This is a genomic window from Flavobacterium sp. UBA2787 (assembly GCA_002352205.1).
Lineage (GTDB): Bacteria > Bacteroidota > Bacteroidia > Flavobacteriales > Flavobacteriaceae > Flavobacterium.
In genome coordinates, this window is the sequence record DEHZ01000005.1 from 120863 (window position 1) to 146356 (window position 25494).

The following is a 25494-nucleotide window of genomic DNA, read 5'->3' on the forward strand; positions in this document are numbered from 1 at the left end:
CATTTGTTAAAAAATTTTACCAAAAAGCTTGATGAAAATAGCAATACTCGGCACCCGAGGCATACCAAACTATTACGGAGGATTTGAACAATTTGCAGAATTTTTTTCAGTATATCTGGTTCAAAAAGGGCACGAGGTATATTGCTATAACTCGCACAATCATAAATTTCAGGAAAAAACATTTCATGGTGTAAACATCATTCACCAACACGATCCTGAATACAAATACGGTACTTTTGGTCAGTTTATTTACGATTATAATTGCATAAAAGATTCTCGTAAAAGAGATTTTGACATTATTTTACAATTGGGCTACACCAGTAATTCCATTTGGTATTTTCTTCTTCCAAAAAAGCCAATTATTATAACTAATATGGATGGTATCGAATGGAAACGTTCCAAATATAGCCGACCGGTGCAACAATTCTTGCGTTTTGCAGAACGATTAGCAGCAATTAGTAGTGATTATTTGGTTTCTGACTCATTGGGAATTCAAACTTTTTTAAAGAAAAGATACAAAAAAGACTCTACCTATATCGCTTATGGAGCTCATCCGTTTACCAATCCAAATGAAGCTATTTTAGAGCAATATCACGTTGAAAAAGAAAATTTCAACATGATTATGGCCCGATTTGAACCCGAAAATAACCTTCAAATGGTGTTAGATGGGGTTGTAAAAAGTAAAGACGAAACACCAATTCTTGTTATCGGTAACCACAACACCAAATACGGAGAATATTTAAAAAATAGATACCAAAATAATGCTTCCATCCGATTTATGGGAGCCATTTACAACTTGGAACATCTTAATAACTTACGCTATTTCTCAAAACTTTATTTTCATGGTCATTCAGTGGGCGGAACAAACCCATCTTTGCTAGAAGCAATGGCGTCCAAAGCATTGATTTTAGCTCACAACAATGATTTTAACAAAGGAATAATCAAACAAAACGGTTATTATTTCGCTAATGCCGAAGAGGTAAAAAATTTACTGCTCACTATCAAAAAAAATGATAACTTGCAATTTATTCAAAACAACTTTGAAGCCATAGTAAACGAATTTAATTGGGATAAAATAAATGGAGAATACCTCAGTCTTTTTGAGCAATGTATGGCACGATCTAAAACAGGAAAATAAAGAACATTTTTCATTTATTCCTTTTTTACTTTTACTTTGTACCATTTCAATGCCATTAGGTATAAATAATGTATTTTTAGGTATATTTTTGTTCTCTGTTCTTTTTAAATTCAAAACTTTTAAATTTCAGTACTCACTTTTAGTAGTTAGTGCACTTTTCCTTTTAATGGCAATCTCCTATTTCTGGAGTATTGATGCTAAGGCAACCCTAAAAGCTATTCCCAAAGAAATTGGGTTGTTACTCATTCCAATGTGCTTCATGATTATGAAACCGTTTACAAAAGAACAACGACAAAAAATAATTAAATACTACAGTTATGCCATTGTACTCTATGTAGTTTTTTACTTAATTAAGGCCATTGTAAGGTTTTTGATGACCGGCGATACAAATGTGTTTTTTTATCATGAATTAGTAACCAAAGAGGTAAACGCCATTCACGTTTCAGTATATGTATCTATTGCATTTTTTTACTTTTTTATAAAAGAAATCAAATCTAAACTAGAAACAAGTTTTGCTTTATTACTTTTTGTATTTGTATTTCTTTTGTCTTCCAAAAACATCATTATTGTTTTTATTCTTTTAGTTTTAATTGAGTTTTTCTTTTTTTCAAAAAGCGGTCATAAAATGAGATTGCGAAATTTAATTGTACTTGGATTGATTGTCAGCTCGTTTTTATTTATTGGAAAAATCAAGGATAGATTTAAAGCAGAATTTCAATCAAACACAGAAAAAAGCATCAGCCATACAGTATTAGACATAGATAAAAGTTTAGAAGGTATAAATGTATTAAGTATTAAAGAAGCTTGGACAAACGAAAAGTTTTCACCCAACGATTTTTTCCCTGGAACGGCTTTCAGGGTATATCAAGCGAGAATGTTTCTTGAACTTTTTCAGGAAGAAAGTGTTTTTTGGAAAGGATATGGTTTAAATGCTTCCTATAAAAAATTGGAAGAAAAAGCAATTCAATATGATGTTTTTAGAGGAAACGAAAGCCAAGAAGGTTATCAAACAAAGAACTTTCACAACCAATATATTCAAAATTTTGCAGAATTAGGCGTATTTGGTTTTTTGATTTTAATAATTTTAATTGCTTTAAACTTAAAAAACGCAACAAAAAACAAAGATTTTGTTCAAATTGCTTTCGCAATTCTGATGATAAGTTTATTTTTGACAGAATCTTTTTTGTGGAGACAAAGAGGCGTGATGTTTTTTACATTGTTCTTTTGTTTGTTTAACTCAAAAGAGTATTTGCCCCTAAAAAAAATGTAATATGAAAAGAATACTAATAACAGGAGCAGCCGGATTTTTGGGCTCGCATCTTTGTGACCGTTTTATCGCGGAAGGATATTATGTTATCGGAATGGATAATTTAATTACCGGTGATTTAAAAAATATTCAACATTTATTCAAAGAGAAGAATTTTGAATTCTATCACCACGATGTTACAAAATTTGTATTTGTTCCCGGTAAATTAGACTATATTCTTCATTTTGCATCACCAGCTAGTCCGATTGATTATTTAAAAATTCCTATTCAAACTCTAAAAGTAGGGTCATTAGGAACACACAATCTGCTTGGTTTAGCTCGTGTAAAAAGAGCAAGAATTCTAATTGCTTCCACTTCTGAAGTGTATGGAGACCCACTAATTCATCCACAAACAGAGGAATATTACGGAAACGTGAATACTATTGGACCCAGAGGAGTGTATGACGAAGCTAAACGCTTTCAAGAATCAATCACAATGGCATACCACACTTTTCATGGTTTAGAGACTAGAATTGTCCGAATTTTTAACACCTATGGTCCAAGAATGCGATTAAACGATGGTCGTGTAATTCCGGCATTTATTGGCCAGGCTCTTCGTGGAGAAGATTTAACTATTTTTGGTGACGGAATGCAAACCCGATCTTTTTGTTATGTAGATGATCAAGTAGAAGGAATTTACAGACTACTTTTATCAGATTATAATTTGCCGGTAAACATTGGAAATCCAGACGAAATCACTATCAAGGATTTTGCAGAAGAAATTATAAAACTAACAGGAACAAAGCAAAAAGTGGTTTATCTCCCTTTACCAATAAACGATCCTTTACAAAGACAACCGGATATTACAAAAGCTAGGGAAATACTAGGATGGGAACCAAAAATTTCTCGATCAGAAGGGATGAAAATCACTTATGATTATTTTAAAACCCTTTCAACCGATGAACTTTTAAAAGAAGAACATAAAGACTTCTCAGGATTCATTCATTAAAAAATGGTAGCAGCTCAAAAAGGAAGATATTCTAAATACATCCGACCAATAAGTGTTTTGTTAGACTTATTTGTTGTGGTTTTTTTATCTTTACTTTTATTTGAAGAACTACGTGTAGATTTTTTTCTTTTTGAACCGTATTTAATAATTACTTGGTTAATAATTTCATTTTTTGTAGGTTTTTACGAAGTATATCGGTTTACAACTCCGGTGGAAATACTCTCCAAAATTCTTAAACAATTTGTTGTTTTTTGTTTAGTAATCATAGCTTATTTTCCTTTTGCTAAAGAATCTATTTTTAGCGGAAAAGCCATTGCTATTTTTATGACAATTAGCTTTGTTCTTGTTGTTTTATTAAAGTATTTACTTTTTTACTATCTAAAAAAATATAGAATCATTACTGGTAGCAATTACCGAAATGCCATCATTATTGGCTATACCCAAGAAGCTAAAAACCTAAAAGAGCTTTTTGAAAAGCGAAATGACTACGGATATCGGTTTTTTGGTTATTTTTCAGATAAAAAAACAAACGAAGAAGTAAGAGGAAAAGTAGCAGATATCAAAAACTATGTAATTGAAAATAAAATAGATGAAATTTATTGTTCACTTAATGAAATTACAAATGAACAATTAAAGGATTTAGTTGAATTTGCAGACGAAAATAACATAACAATAAAATTTATTCCGGACACTAAACAAATTTTTTCTAAAAATCTTAAAATTGATTATTACGAAATGTTTCCGGTTCTTTCTTTGCAACGAACCTTATTGCACGAACCAACAACCAAAGCTTTTAAAAGAGTGTTTGATATATTGTTTTCACTTTTTGTTATTGTTTTTTTGTTGTCTTGGTTAATGCCAATTTTAGCAATTTTGATTAAATTAGAATCAAAAGGACCTGTTTTCTTTAAACAAGGAAGACCTGGTTTAGATGAAGAAGAATTTTTTTGTTACAAATTCAGATCAATGCAAATTAATCAAACAACAGAAAGAGAAGCTTCTAAAAATGATCCTAGAGTAACCAAAATAGGCCGTTTCTTAAGAAAAACCAGTTTAGACGAAATGCCACAATTTTTTAATGTTTTGGTCGGTGATATGTCGGTTGTTGGTCCTCGACCACATCTTTGGTCACAAAATAAAGCCTATGGTAATAAGGTAAAAAAATACATGGTTCGTCATTATGTGAAACCGGGAATCACTGGCTTGGCTCAAGTGAAAGGTTTTAGAGGCGAAATTGAAACCGATGAAGACATGATTAACCGTATCAAATTTGATGTATTTTACATCGAAAATTGGTCTTTTGTGTTAGATATTAAAATCATCATTCAAACGGTAGTAAACATTTTTAAAGGAGAAGAAAAAGCATACTAAAAAACTTTTTTTGAAAGTAAATCCGCTATTTGTTTATCTAAATTGAATGAAGTTTTAGAGTTTTGAAATAAATCAGTTTTCATTTCACTAAAATTCTCTTTTGGCAATTCAGAAATGAGTTCAAGTTCTTTATTTAAAGCTTCATAATCGCCAACAGGTGCAATCCAGCCCATATTATTTTCTTTCACAATATCTTCTCCCTCTCCTCCTCCAAAATATAAAACAGGAAAACCCAGCGAACCATATTCAAAAATTTTTGAAGGAACAGATCCGTAGATTCTCGCTTTTAAAGGAACCAAAGCAATATCAAACGTTGTAAGTTTATTTAACAATTGATTTCTTTCCATCATACCGTGAAAAATGATTTTCTTTTCCGAATTATTTTTAATGAAATCTTCAATTTGCTTTTTTTCTGCTCCGTCACCAAAAATGTGAAGTTCTATATTTAAATTATTCAATTTTAGCTGTTTGCACAATTCAAAAACACCTTGAGCTACGCCTAAAAGTCCCGCATAAAAAATTTTAATCGGTTCATCTGAAGTAGATGATAACGTAAATTCAGATGTTTTGTGGTCCGGAAAGTTTCGATATAAAAAACAACTTTTTTCAGGGACAATCGATTTCACGTGGTCAATAATTTCTTTTGATTGACCTAAAATCAGTGTAGATTTTCTATAAATAAATCGTTCTAAAAAGCACGAAACTTTATGTGACAATGAATTTGCTTTCATCGCTCCCAATTCGATTGCCGCCAATGGCCATAAATCGGAAACATTTAAAATGATTTTTTTCGATTTGAATGAAAGTATAAAAACAGAAATAAATGATAACAGTAAAGGTGGTGATTGAACAATTACTTTTTTAGGTGTTTTTTTTAGCAACAAAAAGAAAAAAAGACAAACTGAAAAAGATAAAATGGAGAAAATTCGAATGATAAAATTTTTACTATTGCTGGGATAAATCCACAATCTTTTGACATTGATATCTTGACGCATTTCTGTTACTGAAAACTTTCCTTTATATTCAGGAAAAAGCTCTCCTTTTGGGTAATTTCCCAACGGACAGACCACTGTAACGTTATACTTATTTTGATTTAATTTTAAAGCCAACTGCTCAATTCGATTAGCAGCAGCCCCTTTTTCCGGCGGATAATAATTGGATATGATTAGGATTTCTTCCATTACTTTTTCAAAAGTATTTCAACAATTCGTTCAGATGCTTTTCCATCCCATAATTCAGGAATTCCCGATTCTTTTTTACCGTTTTTCAAAAAATCAGCATACACATTTCTTAATTTTTCGATTGATGTTCCAACCAACGTATTAGTTCCAATTAATTGTGTTTCAGGTCTTTCTGTATTATTTCGTAACGTAAAACAAGGAATTTTTAAAACCGTTGTTTCTTCAGAAATTCCACCACTATCCGTTATCACCGCAAAACTATTTTTAATCAAAAACATAAAATTCAAATAACCTTGAGGTTCTACAAATACTATGTTTTTTAAATTCAATTCATAATCGGCCAAAATTGTTTTCGTTCTGGGATGGATTGGAAAAATTATTTTTTTGTCTTCAGCCATTTCATCAATTCCTTGCAATAAGTCAATCAAGGATGCCGCTTCGTCAACATTGGAAGGTCGATGCAGCGTAAGAACCACATAATTATTCTGTTCCAATTGATATTCGTTCCAAAACGAGGGAGCAGAAATTCGGTTGAGATTTTGATATAAAGTGTCAATCATCACATTTCCCACAAAATGAATATGATCAGGGTTCGCTCCATAAATTTTTAAATTTTCGGTTGCGGTATTTGAAGTTGTAAAAAAATAATCGGTAATGCTGTCTGTTACGATTCTATTAATTTCCTCCGGCATTGTCATATCTCCGGAACGAATTCCGGCTTCTACGTGACAAACTTTTACATTCATTTTTTTGGCCACAATCGCACAAGCCATTGTTGAATTTACATCGCCAACCACCAAAACTAAGTCACACGGGTTTTGAATTAGTTCCTGCTCAAAAGCAACCATTATCGCTGCAGTTTGAACCGCTTGCGAACCGCTTTTTACATCCAAATTACAATCAGGTTTTGGAATGTTTAGTTCTTCAAAAAAAGTATCACTTAAATTTTTATCATAATGTTGACCAGTGTGCACCAACCGATGAGAAATGTTTTTTCCTTCCGATTTTTTCTTTTCAATTGCTCTGATAATAGGTGCAATTTTGATGAAATTAGGTCTCGCACCGGCGATTATTGTAATCTTCATAAATTCTGATTTACGAGTGATTTGAATTGTTTTAATTTTCCGCTTTTGCTGCGTTGCAATTTTTCTTTTCGAATAAAGGTAAATGTCAAACCTTCTTCAAGATAATCGGTTAATTTTCTTTCGAAATAGACTATTCTTTCCTTAGATAGTGGCTTTTCACTAACATATTCAATCTCAAAAACATTTTTTTCTGTTTGGGTAATAACAAATTCTTTCAAATTTCCGTCTTCTTCCATCACGGTCTTTGTAATGGAATAAAAAGTCATTCCCGGAGCCTTCTTTCCACTAGGTAAAAAAGCAAAATCATTTGTTCTCCCGGTTAATTTTTTTAAAATTATTTTTTTGGAAGATTTTTTTTCAAGAATACCAATATCGCCAATTTTATAACGAATAAACGGATGAGCCTTGTTGTACAAAGAAGTCACAACGATATTTCCTTCTTCTCCAAATGGTACCGGATTATTTTGATCATCTAAAATTTCTACAAACAGATTTTCATTATTTACAATCCATTCATCTTCCTTATTTTGAAAAGCAATGATGTCAAGTTCAGAAGCACCATATTCGTTTACGACAGGAACACCAAGTTGCTTTTCTAATAAAATTTTATCATCATCAAAAAGCATTTCCGAAGTAACAATACAAACTTTTAAAGTAGGACAAATAGTTTTTAAAACGATACTTTCTTTTTCTAAATATTTAGCCATCATCACAATAGAACTAGTATAACCATTGATGTAATGAAATTTTTTTGATTTAAAAGTAGCTACAAATTTTGCCAATGCTTCATCCGATAAATCAAAAATGGGAAGACGGTATCGATTACTTAAAAAATCTTTTAATTTAACTTTATACTTATTCAAAAACTCCAAAGGATAGCCATAAAATCGTGCTTGATAAGCTTTGTTCAAATCTAAACCATACCAACCAAAACGATGATAAATTGAACTCCAAACCAAGGCATGACAGAATTTATCTTTAGCAAAATCAAACGGATCGCCACTTGAACCGGAAGTTCGATTTATGTAAACATTTTTGATGTTGTAATCAGAAGATAATCTTTCAGAAAGCGGTTTTTGAAAATCAGTTTTGGTTAAAACGGGTAAATCTTCCCAATTTTCCAACTTAAAATCAACGCTTTTATTTTTTACTAAATTTTGATAAAATATATTTTTGGACAAATGATAGGATACAATTTCTATCCTTTTTTGATTTGTAAAAGCCTCAAATTCATTTTCTGGAGTAGCAACAATCGTATTAAAATAAGCTTTTGCTTTTTCTAACGGAAAACCATTTAATTTAAGAGATAAATCAAGAATATTAAACACTGTAAACTATTTTGTTCAAAAATAGCAAAACCATCAACCGAAAACCAAAATTGGACACATTTTTTGCCACTTCGTTTTAACTTCTGTTCAAAACGAGTTATTTTTGCACAACTAAAACTGAATTTGTTCAGCTCAAACAACAACACAACATGACAATTTTACTTCTTGGATCGGGCGGTCGCGAACATGCGTTGGCTTGGAAAATGCTTCAAAGCTCAAAATGCTCCAAACTTTTTGTGGCACCCGGAAATGCGGGCACGGCTTCAATTGCAACAAATGTTTCAATGCAACCAACTGATTTTGAATCGATTAAAAAGTTTGTATTAGAAGAAAAAATTGAAATGGTTGTCGTTGGTCCGGAAGATCCATTAGTAGCAGGTATTTTCGATTTCTTTAAAAACGATGATGATTTAAAATTAGTTCCGGTTATTGGTCCATCACAAGAAGGAGCAAAATTGGAAGGAAGTAAAGAATATGCCAAAGAATTTCTAATCAAACATAAAATTCCAACTGCGGCTTATGATAGTTTCACTGCTTCAACAGTTGAAAATGGATGTAAATTTTTAGAAACTTTATCGCCACCTTATGTTTTAAAAGCAGATGGTTTAGCGGCCGGAAAAGGAGTTGTGATTTTAAATGATTTGGACGAAGCGAAAACCGAATTGCGAAATATGTTGGTGCATCAAAAATTTGGAAACGCAAGTTCAAAAGTCGTTATCGAAGAATTTTTAGACGGAATCGAACTAAGTTGTTTCGTTTTAACCGATGGCAAAAATTATAAAATTCTTCCCACAGCCAAAGATTATAAACGAATTGGCGAAGGCGATACAGGTTTAAATACAGGCGGAATGGGAGCCGTTTCGCCCGTTCCTTTTGCAGACGCTGTGTTGATGGAAAAAATCGAAACACGTATCGTTAAACCAACAATAGAAGGTCTTCAAAAAGACGGAATCGAATACAAAGGTTTTGTTTTTATCGGTTTAATTAATGTGAAAGGCGAACCAATGGTGATTGAATACAATGTTCGAATGGGCGATCCGGAAACCGAAGTGGTTATGCCAAGAATAAAATCAGATTTAGTTGAATTGTTTTTGGCCGTAGCCAACGAAAAATTAGACGAAGTTTCAGTTGAAATCGATTCTAGAAGTGCCACAACAATTATGGTCGTTTCAGGTGGTTATCCCGAAGATTTTCAAAAAGGTAAAACCATTACCGGAATTGAAAATGTGCAAGATTCCATCGTTTTTCATGCCGGAACAAAATTTGATAATGGGAATATCGTTTCAAACGGAGGTCGTGTTCTAGCAATAACTTCCTATGGTAATGATTTTAATGAAGCCATAAAAAAATCTTACCAAAGTATAGAAAAACTACATTTTGATAAGATGTATTATAGAAAAGATATCGGGTTTGATCTTTAAAAAAATAAGAATTTACAAATTTTAACTCCTATTTAAAAAAAGAATGAGCCGTTGTATCTTGGTTTTCTTCGTTGTTGTCTTTGTGAATTTTTAATTGTTTTGCCCAGTAAACTAAAGCAACAAAACAAATAATCATGAATAAAAAGTTAATGATGTTTGCACCAAACCAACTTGATAATTCTAATCCTCTCAAAGCGTCCAATGGAGCAAAAAGTATATCAACAAACAAATATTGAATTCCTTCAAAAAAGTCTTTCATGGGATAAAGTATTATATTTACAGTCACAAAAGTATAAAATATCCTTATGATTGCAAGCGTTTTTAGTAAATCAAGACCATTTAATTATATTTTAGTTACCGTTTTATTGGTTTTGTGTTATTTTATCTATCAATTTCAATCTGCCGGAACTGCTTCTGGTGCTTCTTTTTCATGGTTTGAAGTTATTCAAAAGGGTGTGATTTTATTACTTTTAGTTGCTTCACTTTTTATCACAAATTTTATCGCAAAACGAAACGGATTAAGCAAAGACAATAGTTATTCGGCACTCTTTTTCGTTTCATTTCTGTTATTTATTCCTTCTGCGTTTGATAACTTCAAGATCGTACTATCATCTTTTTTTATTTTACTAGCCATGCGAAGGTTGATTTCGATGAAATCATTACTCACTCCAAAAGAAAAAATATTCGATGCTTCGCTGTGGATTTTCATAGCCGCATTGTTTCATTTTTGGAGTATTTTGTTCATTTTTATAGTTTTTGTTTCCATTATTTTCCACGTTTCAGGCGATTATCGAAATTGGGTACTACCGTTTATCGCTTTTTTTACGGTGGGAATTCTTTTTATATTCTTTTCGTTATTAATTGATAAAGAATGGTTAGATGTGGTGTGGAATCAAACAGGAACTGATTTTGAATTTTATTATTTAGAAAAATCAGCAAGCAACGCAGCCTTGGTTTTGTATGCACTTTTTTCAGTAGTTTTTTTACTTTCAATGATTTTCACCATGTCTAAACGCCCAATAATTATGTTGGCATCCTATAAAAAAGTGATTTTTATCTCTTTAATAAGTGTGCTGATTTATATAATTTCTCCCGAAAAGTCTAATTCATTACTTCTTTTTGGATTGATGCCAATTTCAGTTTTGGCAACAGGATTTATTGAAATTAATAAAGATTCGGTTTTAAAAGAAATTGTGACTGCAACTGTTTTAGCTTGTGGTGTTCTGCTTTTTATTTTCCAACTATAATTTTACGCCATAAGCCAAATCGCCCGCATCACCTAGACCGGGAACGATGTAATTTTTCTCATTTAATTTCTGATCCAAAGCCGCAACCCACAAATGACAATTGGCAGGAAGATTTTTTTCTAGATAAGCAATGCCTTCAGGAGCAGCAATGACGACCGCAATATGAATTTCTTTCGGTTTTTGTTCCAAATGCAATTTATTCAAAACCGCCACAATCGATTGACCGGTGGCTAACATTGGATCAATTAAAATTAATGTCTTATTTTCAAAAGAAGGTGCGGCTTGGTATTCAACCAAAATATCAAAATAGTCATCATTGTTCGGATGATGACGATAAGCCGATACAAAACCGTTTTCGGCATTATCAAAAATATTCATAAAACCGGTGTGCAACGCCAAACCTGCTCTCAAAATGGAGCATAAAACCACATGATCTTCTAAAGCGGTTGTTTTCTTGATGCCAAGTGGCGTTTGTACTTCAATATCAATATAAGGAAGAGTTTTACTCAACTCATACGCCATGATTTCGCCAATTCGTTCAATATTTTTTCGGAAACGCATACTGTCGTTTTGCACGGAAACATCACGAATTTGTGCCAAAAAATGATTAAGAATGCTATTTTGTTCCGAAATATAATGAAGGTGCATAAACGTTTTAGTTTTGAATTAGTTTGATAAAGGTATAAAAAGTATATTTGTATTTTAAAATTTAATAGTATGTTTTCACAACTTGCCTTTTCTGTTTTTGAACAAAGTATAGCCGATTATCACTTGCATGATAATGTATATCAACCGGTTAACAACCCCTATCCAAAGGATAAAATCGAGCATTTATTATATGCAAAAAATTGGGTTGACACGGTGCAATGGCATTTTGAAGATATTATCCGTGATCCGCAAATTGATCCGGTAGCTGCTTTGGATTTAAAACGAAAAATTGACGCTTCCAATCAAGTTCGTACTGATATGGTGGAATATATTGATAGTTATTTTCTTCAAAAATACAGTTCTGTTTCGGTTAAACCGGAAGCAAAAATCAATACCGAAAGTCCTGCTTGGGCAATCGATAGACTTTCTATTTTGGCTTTAAAAATTTATCACATGAGCGAAGAAGCTAATAGAATTGAAGCTTCCGCAGAACACAGAGCCAAATGTCAAGAAAAATTAAACATTTTATTGGAACAAAAAAGCGATATGTTTTCGTCCATTGATCAATTGTTGAAAGACATCGAAAGCGGTGATAAATTCATGAAAGTGTACAAACAAATGAAAATGTACAATGATGAAGAATTGAATCCGGTTTTGTATCAAAATAAAAAATAGTCATCAATTGATGTCTAAACCAAAACATATATTGGTAATAAGGCTTTCAGCCATGGGAGATGTCGCTATGACAGTGCCTGTGTTGAGAGCCTTAGTGTTACAAAATACAGAAGTAAAAATCACAGTCGTATCCCGACCGTTTTTTAAACCGTTTTTTGAAGGAATTCCGAATGTTGATTTCTTTGCAGTTCATTTACAAAATCGCCACAAAGGATTTTTCGGATTACTTAGATTATTTTCGGATTTGAAAAAATTGAAGATTGATGCTGTCGCCGATTTGCATAATGTTCTTAGATCTAAAGTTGTCAGAGTCTTATTCGCTTTAAGCGGAAAAAAAGTAGCGTTCACAGACAAAGGAAGAGCAGAAAAAAAAGCCTTAACAAGTTTGACAAACAAAGTTTTTAAACCCGTAAAATCAATGGTTGAAAGACATACGGAAACGTTTAAAGAACTTGGGTTTTCAATTGATTTAACGAATCCACAATTTCCAACTAAAGCTGTTTTGTCAGATGAAATTCTAAAAATTACCGGAAATAAAAATCAGAATTGGCTCGGAATTGCACCTTTTGCTCAATATCAGAGTAAAGTTTATCCCTTAGATTTAATGCAAAAAGTGATTGATGAATTGGCTACAAATAATTCAATCAAAATTTTCCTTTTTGGTGGTGGAAATGAAGAAATTCAGAAATTAAACCAACTTCAAAATAATCATTCTAACGTAATCGTCTTAGCCGGAAAATTGAAATTCAATCAAGAATTAGAAGTGATTTCTAATTTAGACGTAATGCTTTCTATGGATTCAGGAAATGCACACATTGCTGCGATGTTGGGTGTAAAAGTCATCACACTTTGGGGAGCTACACATCCTTATGCCGGATTTTCTCCATTTAATCAGCCGTTGGAAAATTGCCTTGTTTCTGATAGAGAGAAATTTCCGCTTTTACCAACATCCATTTATGGAAATAAAAAAGTGGAAGGTTATGAAGATGTGATGCGAAGTATTTTACCGGAAAAAATAGTGTTCAGTGTTCATTCGTTGCTGGGAATTTAGTTTTCAGTCGCAGTCACAGTTTTCAGATTACAAGTAAATTTTATTGTCTTTGCAAATTTCTAAAATGTATGTTTTTAGATTTGAAATCGCTTCAGCATAATTAGGAGCTTCAAAACCAAATCGTTCATGTTCAAGTTGCTCTTTTTCCATTGCGTTGCAACCTTTGATTACCTCGCGAATCATATCGAGCATAATCAATTCTTTGTTGTTGGTCTTTTCAAATTTAAAATCTACTAATTCATCTTCCAAACGGTCACAATACTCCAAAAGCTCTTGCACTTCCGGTTCATCCAAAAGGTCTTGAGCTTTTTTAAATATCTCCAGTTTGTTTTTCATTTTAATTGATTTCTATTCGCAATCAAAGTAACCAACAACCGACAACGGATAACCGATTTAAACATCATCATAATCCACAAAAATTTCACTCGATGTCGGATGAGCTTGACACGTTAAAATCAACCCTTCGGCAATTTCACCATCAGTTAAAATGGTGTTCTTTTTCATTTCGGCAGTTCCTTTAGAAATTCGAGCGATACAGCTGCTGCAAATACCACCTTGACAAGAATACGGAGCATCTAAACCTTGTTTTAAAGCGGCTTCCAACAAGGATTGTTTTTGCGACATTTCAAAAGAAGTTTCATCACCATCAACTAAAACAGTAATTTTTGTGTGACCTTCCAACGATTTTTTAATTTCATTTTCTGACGATGAAGCCGAGAATAATTCGAATTTAATATCTTTTTCTTTGACGTTATTTTCTTTTAAAACATTGCTCACAGTGTTAATCATTTCTTCCGGTCCGCAAAGGTAAAATTTGTCAAATTCCTTTTCTTTATGCTTGTTTTTCAAAACAAAATTCACGGTTGATTTTTCAATTCTTCCAAACAATTGATCATCGGCTTTTTGTTGGCTAAAAACATAATGCACGAAAAATCGTCCGACATATTTCAACTGCAAATCGTGCAATTGGTTGTAAAAAATGGTTTCATTACTCGATTTATTTCCATAAACCAGTACAAAAGTACTGTTAGGTTCTTTTTCCAAAACAGTTTGCAAAATCGACATTACTGGAGTAATTCCACTTCCGGCGACAAAAGCAGCATAATTTTTTAATCGTGCGGCATCGGGTTCAAATGTGAATTTTCCTTCGGGAGTGCCAACTTCTAGCACTTTTCCAACCGTTAATTGCTCATTCGCAAACTTAGAAAAATAGCCATTTTTGATAGATTTAATGGCAATTCGCAACTCACCACTTTCCGGTGTAGAACAAATGGAATAGGCACGACGAATTTCGTTTCCGTCTAAAGTGAGTTTTAAGTTAATATATTGTCCGGCCACAAATCGATAGTTGGCTTGAAGTTCAGCAGGAACTTGAAATAGAACAGAAACGGCTTCCGGTGTTTCACGAGTGATTTCTTTGACCGCTAATTTATAGAAAGTTGACATGGATTAATTTTTTACAAAGGTAATAAACCACAGTTTTTGAAAACAGCATATTTTTTAAAAATTTATACATAAGAGTTTTATGTATAAGAAAGTTATGTATATTTGTGTTTCAAATTTGCATTAAATGAAAAACTCATCACTATACAAAGGAAGTCTTAACACAATAATAATGAAGCTTTTGGAAGAAAAGGGCAGAATGTATGGCTATGAAATCACGCAGAAAGTAAAAGCCATTACATTGGGTGAATTAAACATTACTGAAGGTGCTTTGTATCCCGCGTTGCACAAATTGGAAGCCGAAGGTCTGTTGGAAGTGGAAGTAGAAAAGGTAGATAACCGCTTGCGGAAATACTACAAACTTACTGAAAAAGGTAACAAAGAAACCGTAAACCGATTGGCTGAGTTGGAAGAATTTATCAAGAATATGCAAAACATTGTTAATCCGAAATTGAGTTATTAAGATGAAAACATTAACCACACAAAATCTCAAATTCATTGATAATTATCTCAAAAAAAGTGAAATTATTTATGACGATATTCGTATGGAACTCACCGATCATATCGCTTCAGCTGTTGAAGAAAAAATGCAAACTGAAAACATTGATTTTTATGATGCTTTTAAAAGTTTTATGATTTTGAATAAGAAAGAACTTTTAAAAAAATTCTCCGGTAGCGGATTCAAATCTTTTGAACCTATTAAAAGTTTTGGACTGTTTTTATTGAAACCTCATGTGATTTTATTTGCTGCTTTTTTCTTTTTTGGAATTTTCTTTTTTCAGCTTCAAATTGATAAATCTTATTTTGTTAAAGAGTTTCATCATTATTGGCTTTTGTGTTTATTTATGTTTGGAATTTTCCATTTCAGTTATTTTAATTTTATAAAGAAGAAAAGATTTTTTGCTGTTGAACAATCTTTTTTTGTTCTTTCAATTATTTATTATGTTTTTATTCCTTTTTCAAACCCAACTCACGTAGAAGATTATAATCTTATTTTCTGGACTGATATTTCAATACTTTTTTTCTCGATAGCTTTTCTATTATTTTATGTTAATCGTATCAAAAAATACTATAACAATAAGCATATATGGAACTAAAAGTCAACCAAGAGCAAATAGATCGTTTATACCGATTCACTCGTGAACATTTTGTAGAACATTACGATTTGCAAACCGAATTGGTCGATCATCTTTCCAATGCCATTGAAGAAGAATGGAAAGAAAATCCGAAATTATCATTTGAAGAAGCCTTGCAAAAAGAGTTCAAAAAGTTTGGTGTTTTTGGGTTTATGGATGTGGTAGAAAAGAGGCAATCGGCTTTAAGTAAAAAATATCATTTACTAATTTGGAAACATTTTAAAGAATTTTTTACCATTCCAAAAATTATTATTACTATTTCATTTGTGGTTGGCTTATTTTATTTTTTTAAATACATTTTCTTTTATGAACTTATGGGAATCGGAATGATTCTTTGGTTTGTTTTGTTGATAGCTGCCTTAGTTTATGAGAAGCGAAAAATGAAAAAACGTAAAAATCAAACCGGAAAAAAATGGATGTTTGAAGAAATTATTTATGGATATGGCTCTTTTTCAGGGGTCTTTGCTTTGCCTCTTCATTTAATTAATGTTTTTTCAAATCATGGAAACGGATTGCCAAATGATTATGTTCTTTTTGGAATTAGTTTTTTCTTGGTTTCGGTGTTTTTAGCAACTTTTATAGTTACAAAAATTATCCCCTCCAAAGCCGAAGAATATCTAAAACAAACGTATCCTGAATATGCTTTTTCAAATTAAGATGTAACAAAACGTTAAAAGTGTAGTCAAACATTCAAACCATAGTAGATAAATAACCACCAAACGAACCAACTTATGATAAAACGTTTTCTCTCACTCGAATGGAAGTCTTTTATAAGATCTGCATCTTTTCAAGCCAACTTGGCAATTAAAATTTTAATGATTTTTGGAGCCTTGTATTTTATGGTAATGTTCTTGGCGTTAGGAGCAGGTTCTTATTATATTATCGAAAAAGCTACAGAATCTGAGCCATTTCAATTGATAAACCGATTTATACTTTATTATTTTGTATGCGATTTGGTTTTTCGGTTTTTTCTACAAAAAACACCGGTTATGAATATTCGACCGTTGTTGTACATCAACATCAAAAAAGATACAATTGTCAATTATACGTTAGGAAAATCGGCGTTATCTTTTTTCAACATAATGCATTTGTTCTTTTTTATTCCGCTTGCTGTAGTTTTATTGATTGAAGGATTTGATGTTTTAGGAGTAATCACGTGGCTGGTTGGAATGATTGCAATGGTATTAATCATCAATTTTTTAAACATTTTGATCGACAAAAAAGACGCTGTTTTTTATGCTGTAGTAGTCATTTTTGCAGTTTTAGGAGCTTTACATTATTATGATTTATTTGACGCAACCAATTATACTGTTCTGTTTTTCAAAGGATTGTATGATTATGTTTGGATGGTAATTGTACCAATTGCGACTTTAATTTTAGTTTATAAAATTGTACACAGTTTTTTCAAAAGTAATTTATACCTCGATGCCGGATTATCAACCACACACGATATTGCCAAAACGCAAAATTTCGAATGGCTTGATCAATTTGGAACGTTAGGAACATTTCTTAAAAATGATATTCGTTTAATCACCCGAAATAAAAGAGCAAAATCGGTGATTATTATGAGTGTTTTGTTTCTTTTCTACGGACTTTTGTTCGGTTCTGGTGCAATTGAAGTGTATGATGGACCGGTTTGGCAAGTGTTTGGAGGGATTTTTGTCACCGGTGGATTCATGTTCAGTTTCGGGCAATTTGTGCCGAGTTGGGATAGTTCGTATTATAATTTAATGATGAGTCAAAACATTCAATACCGCGAATATTTGAGTTCAAAATGGTGGTTAATGGTCATTGTCACACTAATTGCAGCCGTTTGTGCCAGTTTCTACCTTTATTTTGGATGGCAATCGTACTTATTGATTTTAGTAACAGCGGTTTACAATATCGGAATTAATGCCTACATCGTTTTGTTAGCAGGTGCTTTTACCAAAACACCGATCGATTTAATGAGTAATAAAAATGCATTTGGCGACAAAAAAGCATTCAATTTTAAAACGTTGTTGTTAGTTATTCCGCAAATTCTGGTTCCGTTGGGATTATATTATTTAGGAATTTTGTTTTTTGATGAAGTCATCGGACTTGGATTTATCGCTTTAGCCGGAATTTTAGGATTTGCTTTTAAATCAAAAGTGTTCAATTGGATTGAAAATATCTACAAAACACAGAAATACGAAACCATCGCAGCATACAAACAAAAAAACTAACCATTTACCCATTACCAATCACCCATAACCATATAATTATGATACAAGTAAAAAATCTTACCAAAACATACAACGGAACAACCGTTTTAAACATAACTAATTTAGACATTCCAAAAGGTCAAAGTTTTGGATTGGTGGGAAACAACGGTGCCGGAAAAACCACTTTTTTCAGTTTGTTATTAGATTTGATTCAGCCTTCAACCGGAATGATTACAAGTAATTCGATTCAAATTAGCCAAAGCGAAAAATGGAAACCATTCACTTCTGCTTTTATCGATGAAAGTTTCTTAATTGGTTATTTAACACCGGAAGAATACTTCTATTTTATTGGCGAACTCCGCGGATGGAACAAAGCCGACGTAGATAGTTTTTTAGTGAAATACGAAGATTTTTTTAACGGAGAAATCTTAAAAAACAAAAAATATTTACGCGATCTTTCCAAAGGAAACTCTAAAAAAGTGGGGATTGTTGCCGCTTTAATCGGAGAACCGGAAGTGATTATTTTAGACGAACCATTTGCGAACTTAGACCCTACCACGCAAATCCGATTGAAAAAAATCATCAAAGAATTAGCCGATGATACGAATGTGACCATCTTGGTTTCCAGTCACGATTTGCAACATACGGTAGAAGTTTCAAACCGAATTGTCGCTTTACAAAAAGGCGAAGTTGTTCTCGATTTAGTTCCTTCCTCAGAAACTTTAAAAGAATTAGAAGCGTTTTTTGCTGCCTAAATCAACAAAATAACACATCATTTCACGTTAATTTTTTCGTGAAATGATGTTTCATTGCAAAAAAACCGCAATATTTTTCTCTATTTCAAAAAGAAACGTATTTTTACCCTTGCTATATACTAAAATCAGTAGTTTTTAGTTATGCCTTTAAACGTTTTTATTTTGAAATCCATTACTCTAAAATATTTTATTTTCTTTATCGCCGCTACTGTTCTGATAGCTTGTTCTACCAAAAAGGATAAGTTTATGAACCGTAATTTTCATGCGGTCAACACAGAATACAACGTCTTGTTTAATGGTGAGTTGGCTCTTCAGGCCGGTTTAAATGAAGTTCGAGACACCTACAAAGACAATTTTTGGGAAATTCTTCCGATAGAACGTATGCAAACGGAAGAAGAAGCAATCTTACCCGGACAAAAAGCCAAAAATGCCAATTTTGAAAAAGCAGAAGAAAAAGCAACTAAAGCCATTCAAAAACGTTCCATGCTCATTGGCGGAAGTGAAAAAAACCCTCAAATGGATGAAGCTCACTTACTACTCGGTAAATCAAGATATTACGACCAACGGTTTATTCCGGCTTTAGAAGCGTTCAATTATATTTTGTATAAAAGTCCGGCCAGTGATAAAATTTATGAAGCTAAAATTTGGAGAGAAAAAACCAATGTTCGACTTGAAAGTGATGCGTTGGCGGTTAATAATCTTACCAAGCTTTTAAGTGAAATTAAATTTAAAGACCAAATTTTTGCCGATGCCAATGCTACTTTAGCCCAAGCTTATTTAAATTTAGAACAAAAAGATAGTGCTATTTCTAAATTGAAGTTGGCCACAAAGTTTACTAAAAAAGACGAAGAAGAAGCCCGATACAAATTCATTTTAGGACAATTATTTGAATCGATTCAAGAAAAAGACAGTGCTTTTGCGTATTATCAATCGGTTATTGATATGAAAAGAAATTCGCCAAAACGATATACTATTCAGGCTCACGCAAAGCAAATTCAGCAGTATGATGTTACCAAAGGTGATACGATTGTTCTTTTTGAAAAATTCAAAAAATTGTTAGAAGACAGAGAAAACCGTCCGTATCTTGATGTTTTATATCATGAAAAAGCATTGGTTTATGAACGACTGAAACAACCGGATAATGCGGTAAAAAACTATAATAAATCACTAAAAGCACAATCATTAGACAATTATTTGTTGGCTTCAAATTATCGAAATTTAGGTGAAATCTATTTCTACAAAGCCAAATACCAAACCGCGGGACATTATTATGATAGTACTTTAGCTTTACTAAAACCAAGAACGCGTGAGTTCAATGCCTTTAAAAAGAAAAGGGATAACTTAGATGATGTTATCAAATATGAAGGAATTGCTCAACGTAACGACAGTATTTTAAATGTAGCTTCACTTTCAGTCGCTGATAAAATTGCATTTTTTGAAGATTATATTACTAAACTTAAAAAGAAAGAGGAAGAAGCTGAAAAGTTAGCCTTAATTCAAGCTGAAAAAGCTGAAATAGCCGCCTCAAATCTTCAAAATTCTAGAGATCTTTCTATCAGCAATCGAAATAGTATTGGTAATCCGGCAGTAAATTCTGCTGGAGCCGGATTTTCAGGAGATTCAAAATTCTATTTCTATAACCCAACTACTGTAGAATTTGGAAAAAGAGAGTTTGCTAAAACATGGGGAAAAAGAAACCCTGATGGAAATTGGCGATTGTCTTCCAATAGGTTGACACAATCTACAAAAGAAGAACCCGAAGAACAAAAAGAAGAAGAAGTTGTAGCAGCAAAAGAAGCTGATCCAAAATATTCACCTGACTTTTATATTTCACAATTACCAACCGCAAAAGTAGAATTGGATAGTATTGCCAAAGAAAGAAACTTTGCATATTATCAATTGGGTGTGATTTATAAAGAAAAATTCAAAGAATATCAATTAGCTTCAGACCGTTTAGAGATTTTATTGCGAAGCAAACCCGAAGAACGTTTGGTATTACCGGCAATGTATAATTTGTTTAAAATTTACGAAATCACTGATCCTGCCAAAGCTTTGGCAATGAAAGACAAAATTATTACGCAGTTTCCGGATTCCCGCTATGCACAAATACTTTCAAAATCGGGAACTTCTGCAGAAAATTTGATTGACGATCCTGAAATTGTGTATAAAAATCTTTATAAATCCTATGAAAAGGGAGAATATAGAGAAGTTTTTGCTAACACAGATTTTGCAATAGAAAAATTCACCGGAGATGAAATCATGCCAAAATTAGAGTTGCTAAAATCTAAAATTGTAGCTAAAATTAAAGGATTGGCAGAATATAAAAAAGCATTAAATTATGTAGCCTTAACCTATCCAAATTCAGATGAAGGAAAAGATGCCGAAGAGTTATTGTATGATAACATTCCGTATTTAGAAAGTTTATATTTTGATCAGGTGGAAGCAACCAGTTATAAAGTACTTTATTATGCTGATAATTTAGAAGATAAAAAAGTAAAAACGTTAATTGAAAAGATTACGAAATTCATCAAAGAAAGAAATCAATCGCAATTAACCACTTCGATCGATTTGTATACGATGGATAAAAACTTCTTTGTAATTCATGGATTGCGAGATGAAGAATATGCCAAAGGAGTTGTTTCTATTTTAAAAGAGTTTAAAGATTATAAAATTACAGAACAAGCCATCGTTATTTCTTCTGAAAATTATAAAGTGGTTCAGATGAAAAAGAATTTAGAAGAATACCTCGATCCGAGTTTGCGAGTTGTTCCGCCACCGTATAGTCCAAAACCTAAAAGAGCAAAACAACAGCAAGAACGACCACAAGTGGTTATTCCAACACAAAACCCAAAATTACCACCTACACAAAGTAGTGGAAGTATGCAACCCCCATCGGGTAACGATCCACAAACTGCACCCAAAAGCAATACGAGGGATAGCAGAAACAACACGCAAGAAGCCAGATCGGCTATTATGCCACCTTCTGAAGGTGAAAGACCAAAAAAAGGATAGTTATGTTTAAAAAAGACTCTAAATCATATACAGACTTACTCGGAAAAACGAACAGAATTGTAGAGGGAACAATTATAAAAGGTGATATTACTACATCTGCAGATTTCAGATTAGACGGTCATTTAATTGGAAATTTTCACTCCAAAGGAAAAATCGTGATTGGACCAGGCGGAATTGTAAAAGGAGATATAGTTTGTAAAAATGCTGACATTGAAGGTAAGTTTGAAGGGAAAATACAAGTAAGTGAAATCTTAAGCCTCAAATCAAAAGCAATAATTCATGGTGAAGTGATTTGTGGAAAACTAGCCGTAGAACCCGGAGCAGAATTCAGTGCTTCCTGTGTCATGAAGCCCAACGTGAAAACTTTACCACCGCAAAATGAATCAGGAATCGAAGAAAAAACCGCTTAATAAATGGTTGGTTTTAATGAACATTCCATTTCAAATGGGCGTGATTATTTTTGCCGGAGTATATTTTGGTAATTGGCTCGACGAAAAACAACAAAATAAAAATTCACTTTATACTATTATTTTTTCATTGTTAGCTGTTTTTATAGCTTTGTACAATGTGATTCAACAAGTGAAAAATCTTAATAAAGAATAATGTATGAAAGAAAAATTACTGCCTTTTATCAAACAATTCATACCCTTTTCCGTCCTTTTGTTTGTTTCTCAATTACTAATTACTCGTTTTTTGTTTGCCGAAACACCTTTTTATTATTCGCTATATAGCATTTATGCTTTCCATTTTATACTCACTTTTTTGTTGTATTTGTTTCTAGTTTTTGTCAATGTCACTTTTTTTGATAAAACCGGATATACTTTTCTAGCCACCGGAATTCTGAAGATGGTGGCATCGGTAGTGTTTCTTCTTCCATTAATTCAATCTGATTTTGAAGATAAAATTCCGGATGTTGGAGCTTTTTTTATTCCCTTTTTTCTTTTTTTATTATTTGAAACCATTCATTCTGTGCGACTATTAAACGCAGAATGATTGAGTAATCCGTAAAAAAGGACCTTCAATTACACCTTTATTTAAAAATTGTGTTTATATATTTTCGTTTATTAATAAAATATGTACCTTTGCACGAAATTTTAACGACATTAAATTCTGCTAAATTTTAAAAATGAGAATAGCAAAAAGTACCATTCAGTTCATTGCGGTTTTATTAGTATCACTGTTACCGATTTCCGGTTTTGCAGGAGGATCACATTCAGAAGATAAAGAGTTTAATGCCACAGACTTAATCAATTCGCATATTGGTGATTCGCATGAATTTCACATTGCCGACTGGGATGGTCATCCAATCACATTTTATTTACCTGTTATTTTGTGGACAGAAAACGGATTGAAAGTGTTTTCATCCTCAAAATTTCACCATGATAACGAAGGGATAGAAGTGGTTGAAATTGATGGAGAAAAATTCGTTCGTTACAAAGAAGTAATTTATTATGCTGATAAATTTGCTGAAATTACTGATGAGTCAGACAAAAGCGGATTAAATTTTGCCGCAAGACCGTTGAACTTTTCAATTACCAAATTGGTTTTCTCGATGTTGATGTCAGTTATCATATTGTTTTTATTGTTTACGGCAGTTGCTCGTTCATACAACAAAAATAAAATGGCTCCCAAAGGATTAGCCGGTTTCTTAGAACCATTGGTTTTGTTCGTTAGAGACGATATTGCGATTCCAAACATCGGACATAAAAATTATGCAAAATACATGCCGTATTTGTTAACCATCTTTTTCTTTATTTGGATTAACAACTTAATCGGATTAATTCCTTTCTTCCCGTTTAGTTCTAACTTAACCGGAAATATTTATTTCACTTTCGTTTTAGCATTCATTACCTTTTTAATCACTACATTTAGTGCTAATAAAAACTATTGGGGACATATTTTTGCTCCACCGGTTCCAAAAGCATTATACCCGATTATGTGGCCGGTAGAGATTATCGGAATGTTTACTAAACCTTTTGCATTGATGATTCGTCTTTTTGCTAACATTACAGCGGGACACATTATTATATTGAGTTTAATTTCATTAATCTATATTTTCAAAACAGCATGGATTTCTCCTGTTTCGGGAGCATTTGTATTGTTCATGAGTGTCTTGGAAATGTTGGTTGCGGCTCTTCAAGCGTATGTATTTACCTTGTTGTCTGCCTTGTTTATCGGTCAAGCTGTAGAAGAGCACGACCACCACTAAAATTGAGTTTTTTTAATTATTAACTATATAAATTTAACATTATGGTATTAGCTGGAATCGGTGCTGGATTAGCTGTTATTGGAGCAGGAATCGGTATTGGAAAAATTGGTGGATCTGCTATGGACGCTATGGCAAGACAACCAGAAGCTGCTGGAAAAATTCAAACTGCTATGATTATTGCTGCTGCTCTTATTGAGGGTGTTGCACTTTTCGCAGTAGTTGTTGCTTTAATTGCAAAGTAATTTTCAAAAAAAAGAACACGTTTCGCAACGGTTGGTTGCGAAACTGTTTTTAAAAAAGTAAAACAATTTTAATCTATATAAAACATGAACTTAACTTCACCGGAAAGTTTAATTTTTTGGACAACGATCATCTTTGTGGTTTTCTTTTTCTTAATGAAAAAGTTTGCTTGGAAGCCTATTTTAGGAGCTGTTAAAAGCAGAGAAGAATCAATCAACAATGCATTAGCTGCTGCTGAAACAGCAAAATTAGAAATGCAAAACTTGACTGCTTCTAATGAACGTTTATTAGCCGAAGCCAGAGCAGAAAGAGATGCTATGATGAAAGAAGCTCGTGAAATCAAAGAAAAAATGATTAACGATGCAAAATCTGAAGCTCAAACGCAAGGCGAGAAAATGATTGCTCAAGCAAAATCAGCTATTGAAAGCGAGAAAAATGCAGCCATGGCCGAATTGAAAAATCAGGTTTCAACGTTGTCAATTGAGATTGCAGAAAAAGTATTAAAAAGCGAATTAGCCAACACAGAAGCTCAAACCAAATTGGTAGAGAAAATGTTAGGCGATGCTAAATTAAATTAATCCGTATGTCAAGAGCTGCGATTAGATATGCCAAAGCAATTATAGAAAATGCTGTTTCCAACGGAAGAGCCGATGCGGTGAATCAAGATATGAAATTGATTAACGAAACGGTAAATTCTAATGAGGAATTAAAGCTTTTTTTAGTTAGTCCTGTTGTAAAACCGGAAGCAAAATTTGATGCCTTGTCTGAAATATTTGCATCCGTTCAAAACGATACCAAAGGATTATTTTTATTGCTAAAAGAAAACAAACGTTTCGAGATTTTAGGAGAAATCGCAGAGCAATATAATGCTCAACACGATGTGTTAAACGGAATCGAAGTGGCAAAAGTGACCACTGCTTTCCCAATCAATTCAGATTTAGAAGCAAAAGTTTTGGCAAAAATAAAAGAGTTTTCAAATAAGAAAATTACGTTAATCAACACAGTAGATCCATCCATCATTGGAGGATTTATTTTGAGAATTGGCGATCAACAATACAATGCATCTGTAGCAAACAGATTGCAACAATTAAAGAGAGAATTTTCAAACTAATTTGA

General features: G+C 32.6%; 28 protein-coding genes. 21 read left to right on the forward strand and 7 right to left on the reverse strand.

What is annotated here, in order from left to right; translation table 11 throughout:
- The first annotated feature begins 31 nt into the window (after positions 1 to 31).
- From B4N66_RS04525 to B4N66_RS04540, 4 genes are read left to right on the forward strand one after another with little or no spacing between them, the layout of a single operon-like run.
- A complete protein-coding gene (locus tag B4N66_RS04525) occupies positions 32 to 1138 on the forward strand; it encodes a DUF1972 domain-containing protein (RefSeq protein ID WP_291092668.1) in 1107 nt (368 codons plus the stop codon).
- Entirely contained in the window at positions 1080 to 2408 is a 1329-nt protein-coding gene (locus B4N66_RS04530) for an O-antigen ligase family protein (protein WP_291092669.1), read from the forward strand. The genes B4N66_RS04525 and B4N66_RS04530 overlap by 59 nt, the downstream gene beginning before the upstream one ends.
- A 1-nt stretch (position 2409) precedes the next feature.
- Complete coding sequence (locus tag B4N66_RS04535) at positions 2410 to 3393, forward strand: UDP-glucuronic acid decarboxylase family protein (protein WP_291092671.1); 984 nt, start codon at positions 2410 to 2412, stop codon at positions 3391 to 3393.
- 3 nt (positions 3394 to 3396) lie between these two features.
- Complete coding sequence (locus tag B4N66_RS04540) at positions 3397 to 4764, forward strand: undecaprenyl-phosphate glucose phosphotransferase (protein ID WP_291092672.1); 1368 nt, start codon at positions 3397 to 3399, stop codon at positions 4762 to 4764.
- Here B4N66_RS04540 and B4N66_RS04545 read toward each other — a convergent pair.
- Genes B4N66_RS04545 through B4N66_RS04555 form a run of 3 tightly spaced genes read right to left on the reverse strand, consistent with a single transcriptional unit; the run spans position 4761 to position 8358 of the window.
- Entirely contained in the window at positions 4761 to 5945 is a 1185-nt protein-coding gene (locus tag B4N66_RS04545) for a glycosyltransferase family 4 protein (RefSeq protein ID WP_291092673.1), read from the reverse strand. The two genes, B4N66_RS04540 and B4N66_RS04545, sit on opposite strands and share 4 nt — an antisense overlap.
- On the reverse strand, positions 5945 to 7030 hold the full coding sequence (wecB, locus tag B4N66_RS04550) for a non-hydrolyzing UDP-N-acetylglucosamine 2-epimerase (protein WP_291092674.1): 1086 nt from the start codon (positions 7028 to 7030) through the stop codon (positions 5945 to 5947). The genes B4N66_RS04545 and wecB overlap by 1 nt, the downstream gene beginning before the upstream one ends.
- Positions 7027 to 8358, reverse strand: coding sequence for a phenylacetate--CoA ligase family protein (locus B4N66_RS04555; protein WP_291092675.1), 1332 nt, complete (start codon positions 8356 to 8358; stop codon positions 7027 to 7029). The genes wecB and B4N66_RS04555 overlap by 4 nt, the downstream gene beginning before the upstream one ends.
- Before the next feature lie 149 nt (positions 8359 to 8507).
- On the opposite strand from B4N66_RS04555, the gene purD reads away from it, so the two are divergent.
- Complete coding sequence (gene purD / locus B4N66_RS04560; RefSeq protein ID WP_291092676.1) at positions 8508 to 9779, forward strand: phosphoribosylamine--glycine ligase; 1272 nt, start codon at positions 8508 to 8510, stop codon at positions 9777 to 9779.
- Between the two features lie 28 nt (positions 9780 to 9807).
- Here the strand turns inward: purD and B4N66_RS04565 are convergent, their stop codons facing one another.
- A complete protein-coding gene (locus tag B4N66_RS04565; protein ID WP_291092678.1) occupies positions 9808 to 10038 on the reverse strand; it encodes a DUF6341 family protein in 231 nt (76 codons plus the stop codon).
- A gap of 46 nt (positions 10039 to 10084) precedes the next feature.
- Between B4N66_RS04565 and B4N66_RS04570 the strand changes: the two genes are divergently transcribed.
- A complete protein-coding gene (locus B4N66_RS04570; RefSeq protein ID WP_291092680.1) occupies positions 10085 to 11026 on the forward strand; it encodes a hypothetical protein in 942 nt (313 codons plus the stop codon).
- On the opposite strand, the gene upp is transcribed toward B4N66_RS04570, so the two are convergent.
- The gene (gene upp, locus B4N66_RS04575) at positions 11021 to 11674 is read right to left on the reverse strand and encodes a uracil phosphoribosyltransferase (RefSeq protein ID WP_291092682.1); all 654 of its coding nucleotides are present in this window, start codon (positions 11672 to 11674) and stop codon (positions 11021 to 11023) included. The genes B4N66_RS04570 and upp overlap by 6 nt on opposite strands.
- A 69-nt stretch (positions 11675 to 11743) precedes the next feature.
- Here upp and B4N66_RS04580 point away from each other — a divergent pair, with 69 nt between their 5' ends.
- Both B4N66_RS04580 and B4N66_RS04585 read left to right on the forward strand, forming a co-directional pair.
- Positions 11744 to 12349 carry a DUF4254 domain-containing protein gene (locus B4N66_RS04580; protein WP_291092684.1) on the forward strand — a complete coding sequence of 202 codons (606 nt, stop codon included), beginning with the start codon at positions 11744 to 11746 and terminating at the stop codon, positions 12347 to 12349.
- 10 nt (positions 12350 to 12359) lie between these two features.
- Entirely contained in the window at positions 12360 to 13400 is a 1041-nt protein-coding gene (locus tag B4N66_RS04585; RefSeq protein WP_291092685.1) for a glycosyltransferase family 9 protein, read from the forward strand.
- A gap of 27 nt (positions 13401 to 13427) precedes the next feature.
- On the opposite strand, the gene B4N66_RS04590 is transcribed toward B4N66_RS04585, so the two are convergent.
- On the reverse strand, positions 13428 to 13736 hold the full coding sequence (locus B4N66_RS04590; RefSeq protein ID WP_291092686.1) for a hypothetical protein: 309 nt from the start codon (positions 13734 to 13736) through the stop codon (positions 13428 to 13430).
- Positions 13737 to 13793: 57 nt separating this feature from the next.
- Positions 13794 to 14846: a ferredoxin--NADP reductase gene (locus B4N66_RS04595; protein ID WP_291092688.1), complete on the reverse strand. Its 1053-nt coding sequence runs from the start codon at positions 14844 to 14846 to the stop codon at positions 13794 to 13796.
- 124 nt (positions 14847 to 14970) lie between these two features.
- On the opposite strand from B4N66_RS04595, the gene B4N66_RS04600 reads away from it, so the two are divergent.
- From B4N66_RS04600 to atpH, 13 genes are all read left to right on the forward strand, one after another.
- The gene (locus B4N66_RS04600; protein WP_112085181.1) at positions 14971 to 15306 is read left to right on the forward strand and encodes a PadR family transcriptional regulator; all 336 of its coding nucleotides are present in this window, start codon (positions 14971 to 14973) and stop codon (positions 15304 to 15306) included.
- Position 15307: 1 nt separating this feature from the next.
- Positions 15308 to 15940 carry a hypothetical protein gene (locus B4N66_RS04605; protein ID WP_291092691.1) on the forward strand — a complete coding sequence of 211 codons (633 nt, stop codon included), beginning with the start codon at positions 15308 to 15310 and terminating at the stop codon, positions 15938 to 15940.
- Entirely contained in the window at positions 15931 to 16635 is a 705-nt protein-coding gene (locus tag B4N66_RS04610) for a hypothetical protein (protein WP_291092693.1), read from the forward strand. The genes B4N66_RS04605 and B4N66_RS04610 overlap by 10 nt, the downstream gene beginning before the upstream one ends.
- Positions 16636 to 16710: 75 nt before the next feature.
- Entirely contained in the window at positions 16711 to 18183 is a 1473-nt protein-coding gene (locus B4N66_RS04615; protein ID WP_291092697.1) for a DUF5687 family protein, read from the forward strand.
- 38 nt (positions 18184 to 18221) lie between these two features.
- Positions 18222 to 18917 carry an ABC transporter ATP-binding protein gene (locus tag B4N66_RS04620; protein WP_291092699.1) on the forward strand — a complete coding sequence of 232 codons (696 nt, stop codon included), beginning with the start codon at positions 18222 to 18224 and terminating at the stop codon, positions 18915 to 18917.
- A gap of 162 nt (positions 18918 to 19079) precedes the next feature.
- The gene (locus B4N66_RS04625) at positions 19080 to 21929 is read left to right on the forward strand and encodes a tetratricopeptide repeat protein (protein WP_291092701.1); all 2850 of its coding nucleotides are present in this window, start codon (positions 19080 to 19082) and stop codon (positions 21927 to 21929) included.
- Between the two features lie 2 nt (positions 21930 to 21931).
- Positions 21932 to 22339 (forward strand): bactofilin family protein, encoded by a 408-nt coding sequence (locus tag B4N66_RS04630; RefSeq protein WP_291092703.1) that lies wholly within the window; start codon positions 21932 to 21934, stop codon positions 22337 to 22339.
- Between the two features lie 16 nt (positions 22340 to 22355).
- Positions 22356 to 22532, forward strand: a complete 177-nt coding sequence (locus B4N66_RS04635; RefSeq protein WP_324522812.1) for an AtpZ/AtpI family protein — start codon at positions 22356 to 22358, stop codon at positions 22530 to 22532.
- A 3-nt stretch (positions 22533 to 22535) separates the two neighbouring features.
- Positions 22536 to 22922, forward strand: a complete 387-nt coding sequence (locus B4N66_RS04640; protein WP_291092708.1) for a hypothetical protein — start codon at positions 22536 to 22538, stop codon at positions 22920 to 22922.
- A gap of 133 nt (positions 22923 to 23055) precedes the next feature.
- The gene (gene atpB, locus B4N66_RS04645) at positions 23056 to 24138 is read left to right on the forward strand and encodes a F0F1 ATP synthase subunit A (RefSeq protein ID WP_291092710.1); all 1083 of its coding nucleotides are present in this window, start codon (positions 23056 to 23058) and stop codon (positions 24136 to 24138) included.
- Between the two features lie 41 nt (positions 24139 to 24179).
- Positions 24180 to 24380 (forward strand): ATP synthase F0 subunit C, encoded by a 201-nt coding sequence (gene atpE, locus B4N66_RS04650; RefSeq protein WP_023578147.1) that lies wholly within the window; start codon positions 24180 to 24182, stop codon positions 24378 to 24380.
- 84 nt (positions 24381 to 24464) lie between these two features.
- On the forward strand, positions 24465 to 24956 hold the full coding sequence (locus B4N66_RS04655) for a F0F1 ATP synthase subunit B (protein ID WP_248436452.1): 492 nt from the start codon (positions 24465 to 24467) through the stop codon (positions 24954 to 24956).
- The gene (gene atpH / locus B4N66_RS04660) at positions 24956 to 25489 is read left to right on the forward strand and encodes an ATP synthase F1 subunit delta (RefSeq protein WP_291092981.1); all 534 of its coding nucleotides are present in this window, start codon (positions 24956 to 24958) and stop codon (positions 25487 to 25489) included. The genes B4N66_RS04655 and atpH overlap by 1 nt, the downstream gene beginning before the upstream one ends.
- Positions 25490 to 25494: the final 5 nt, after the last annotated feature.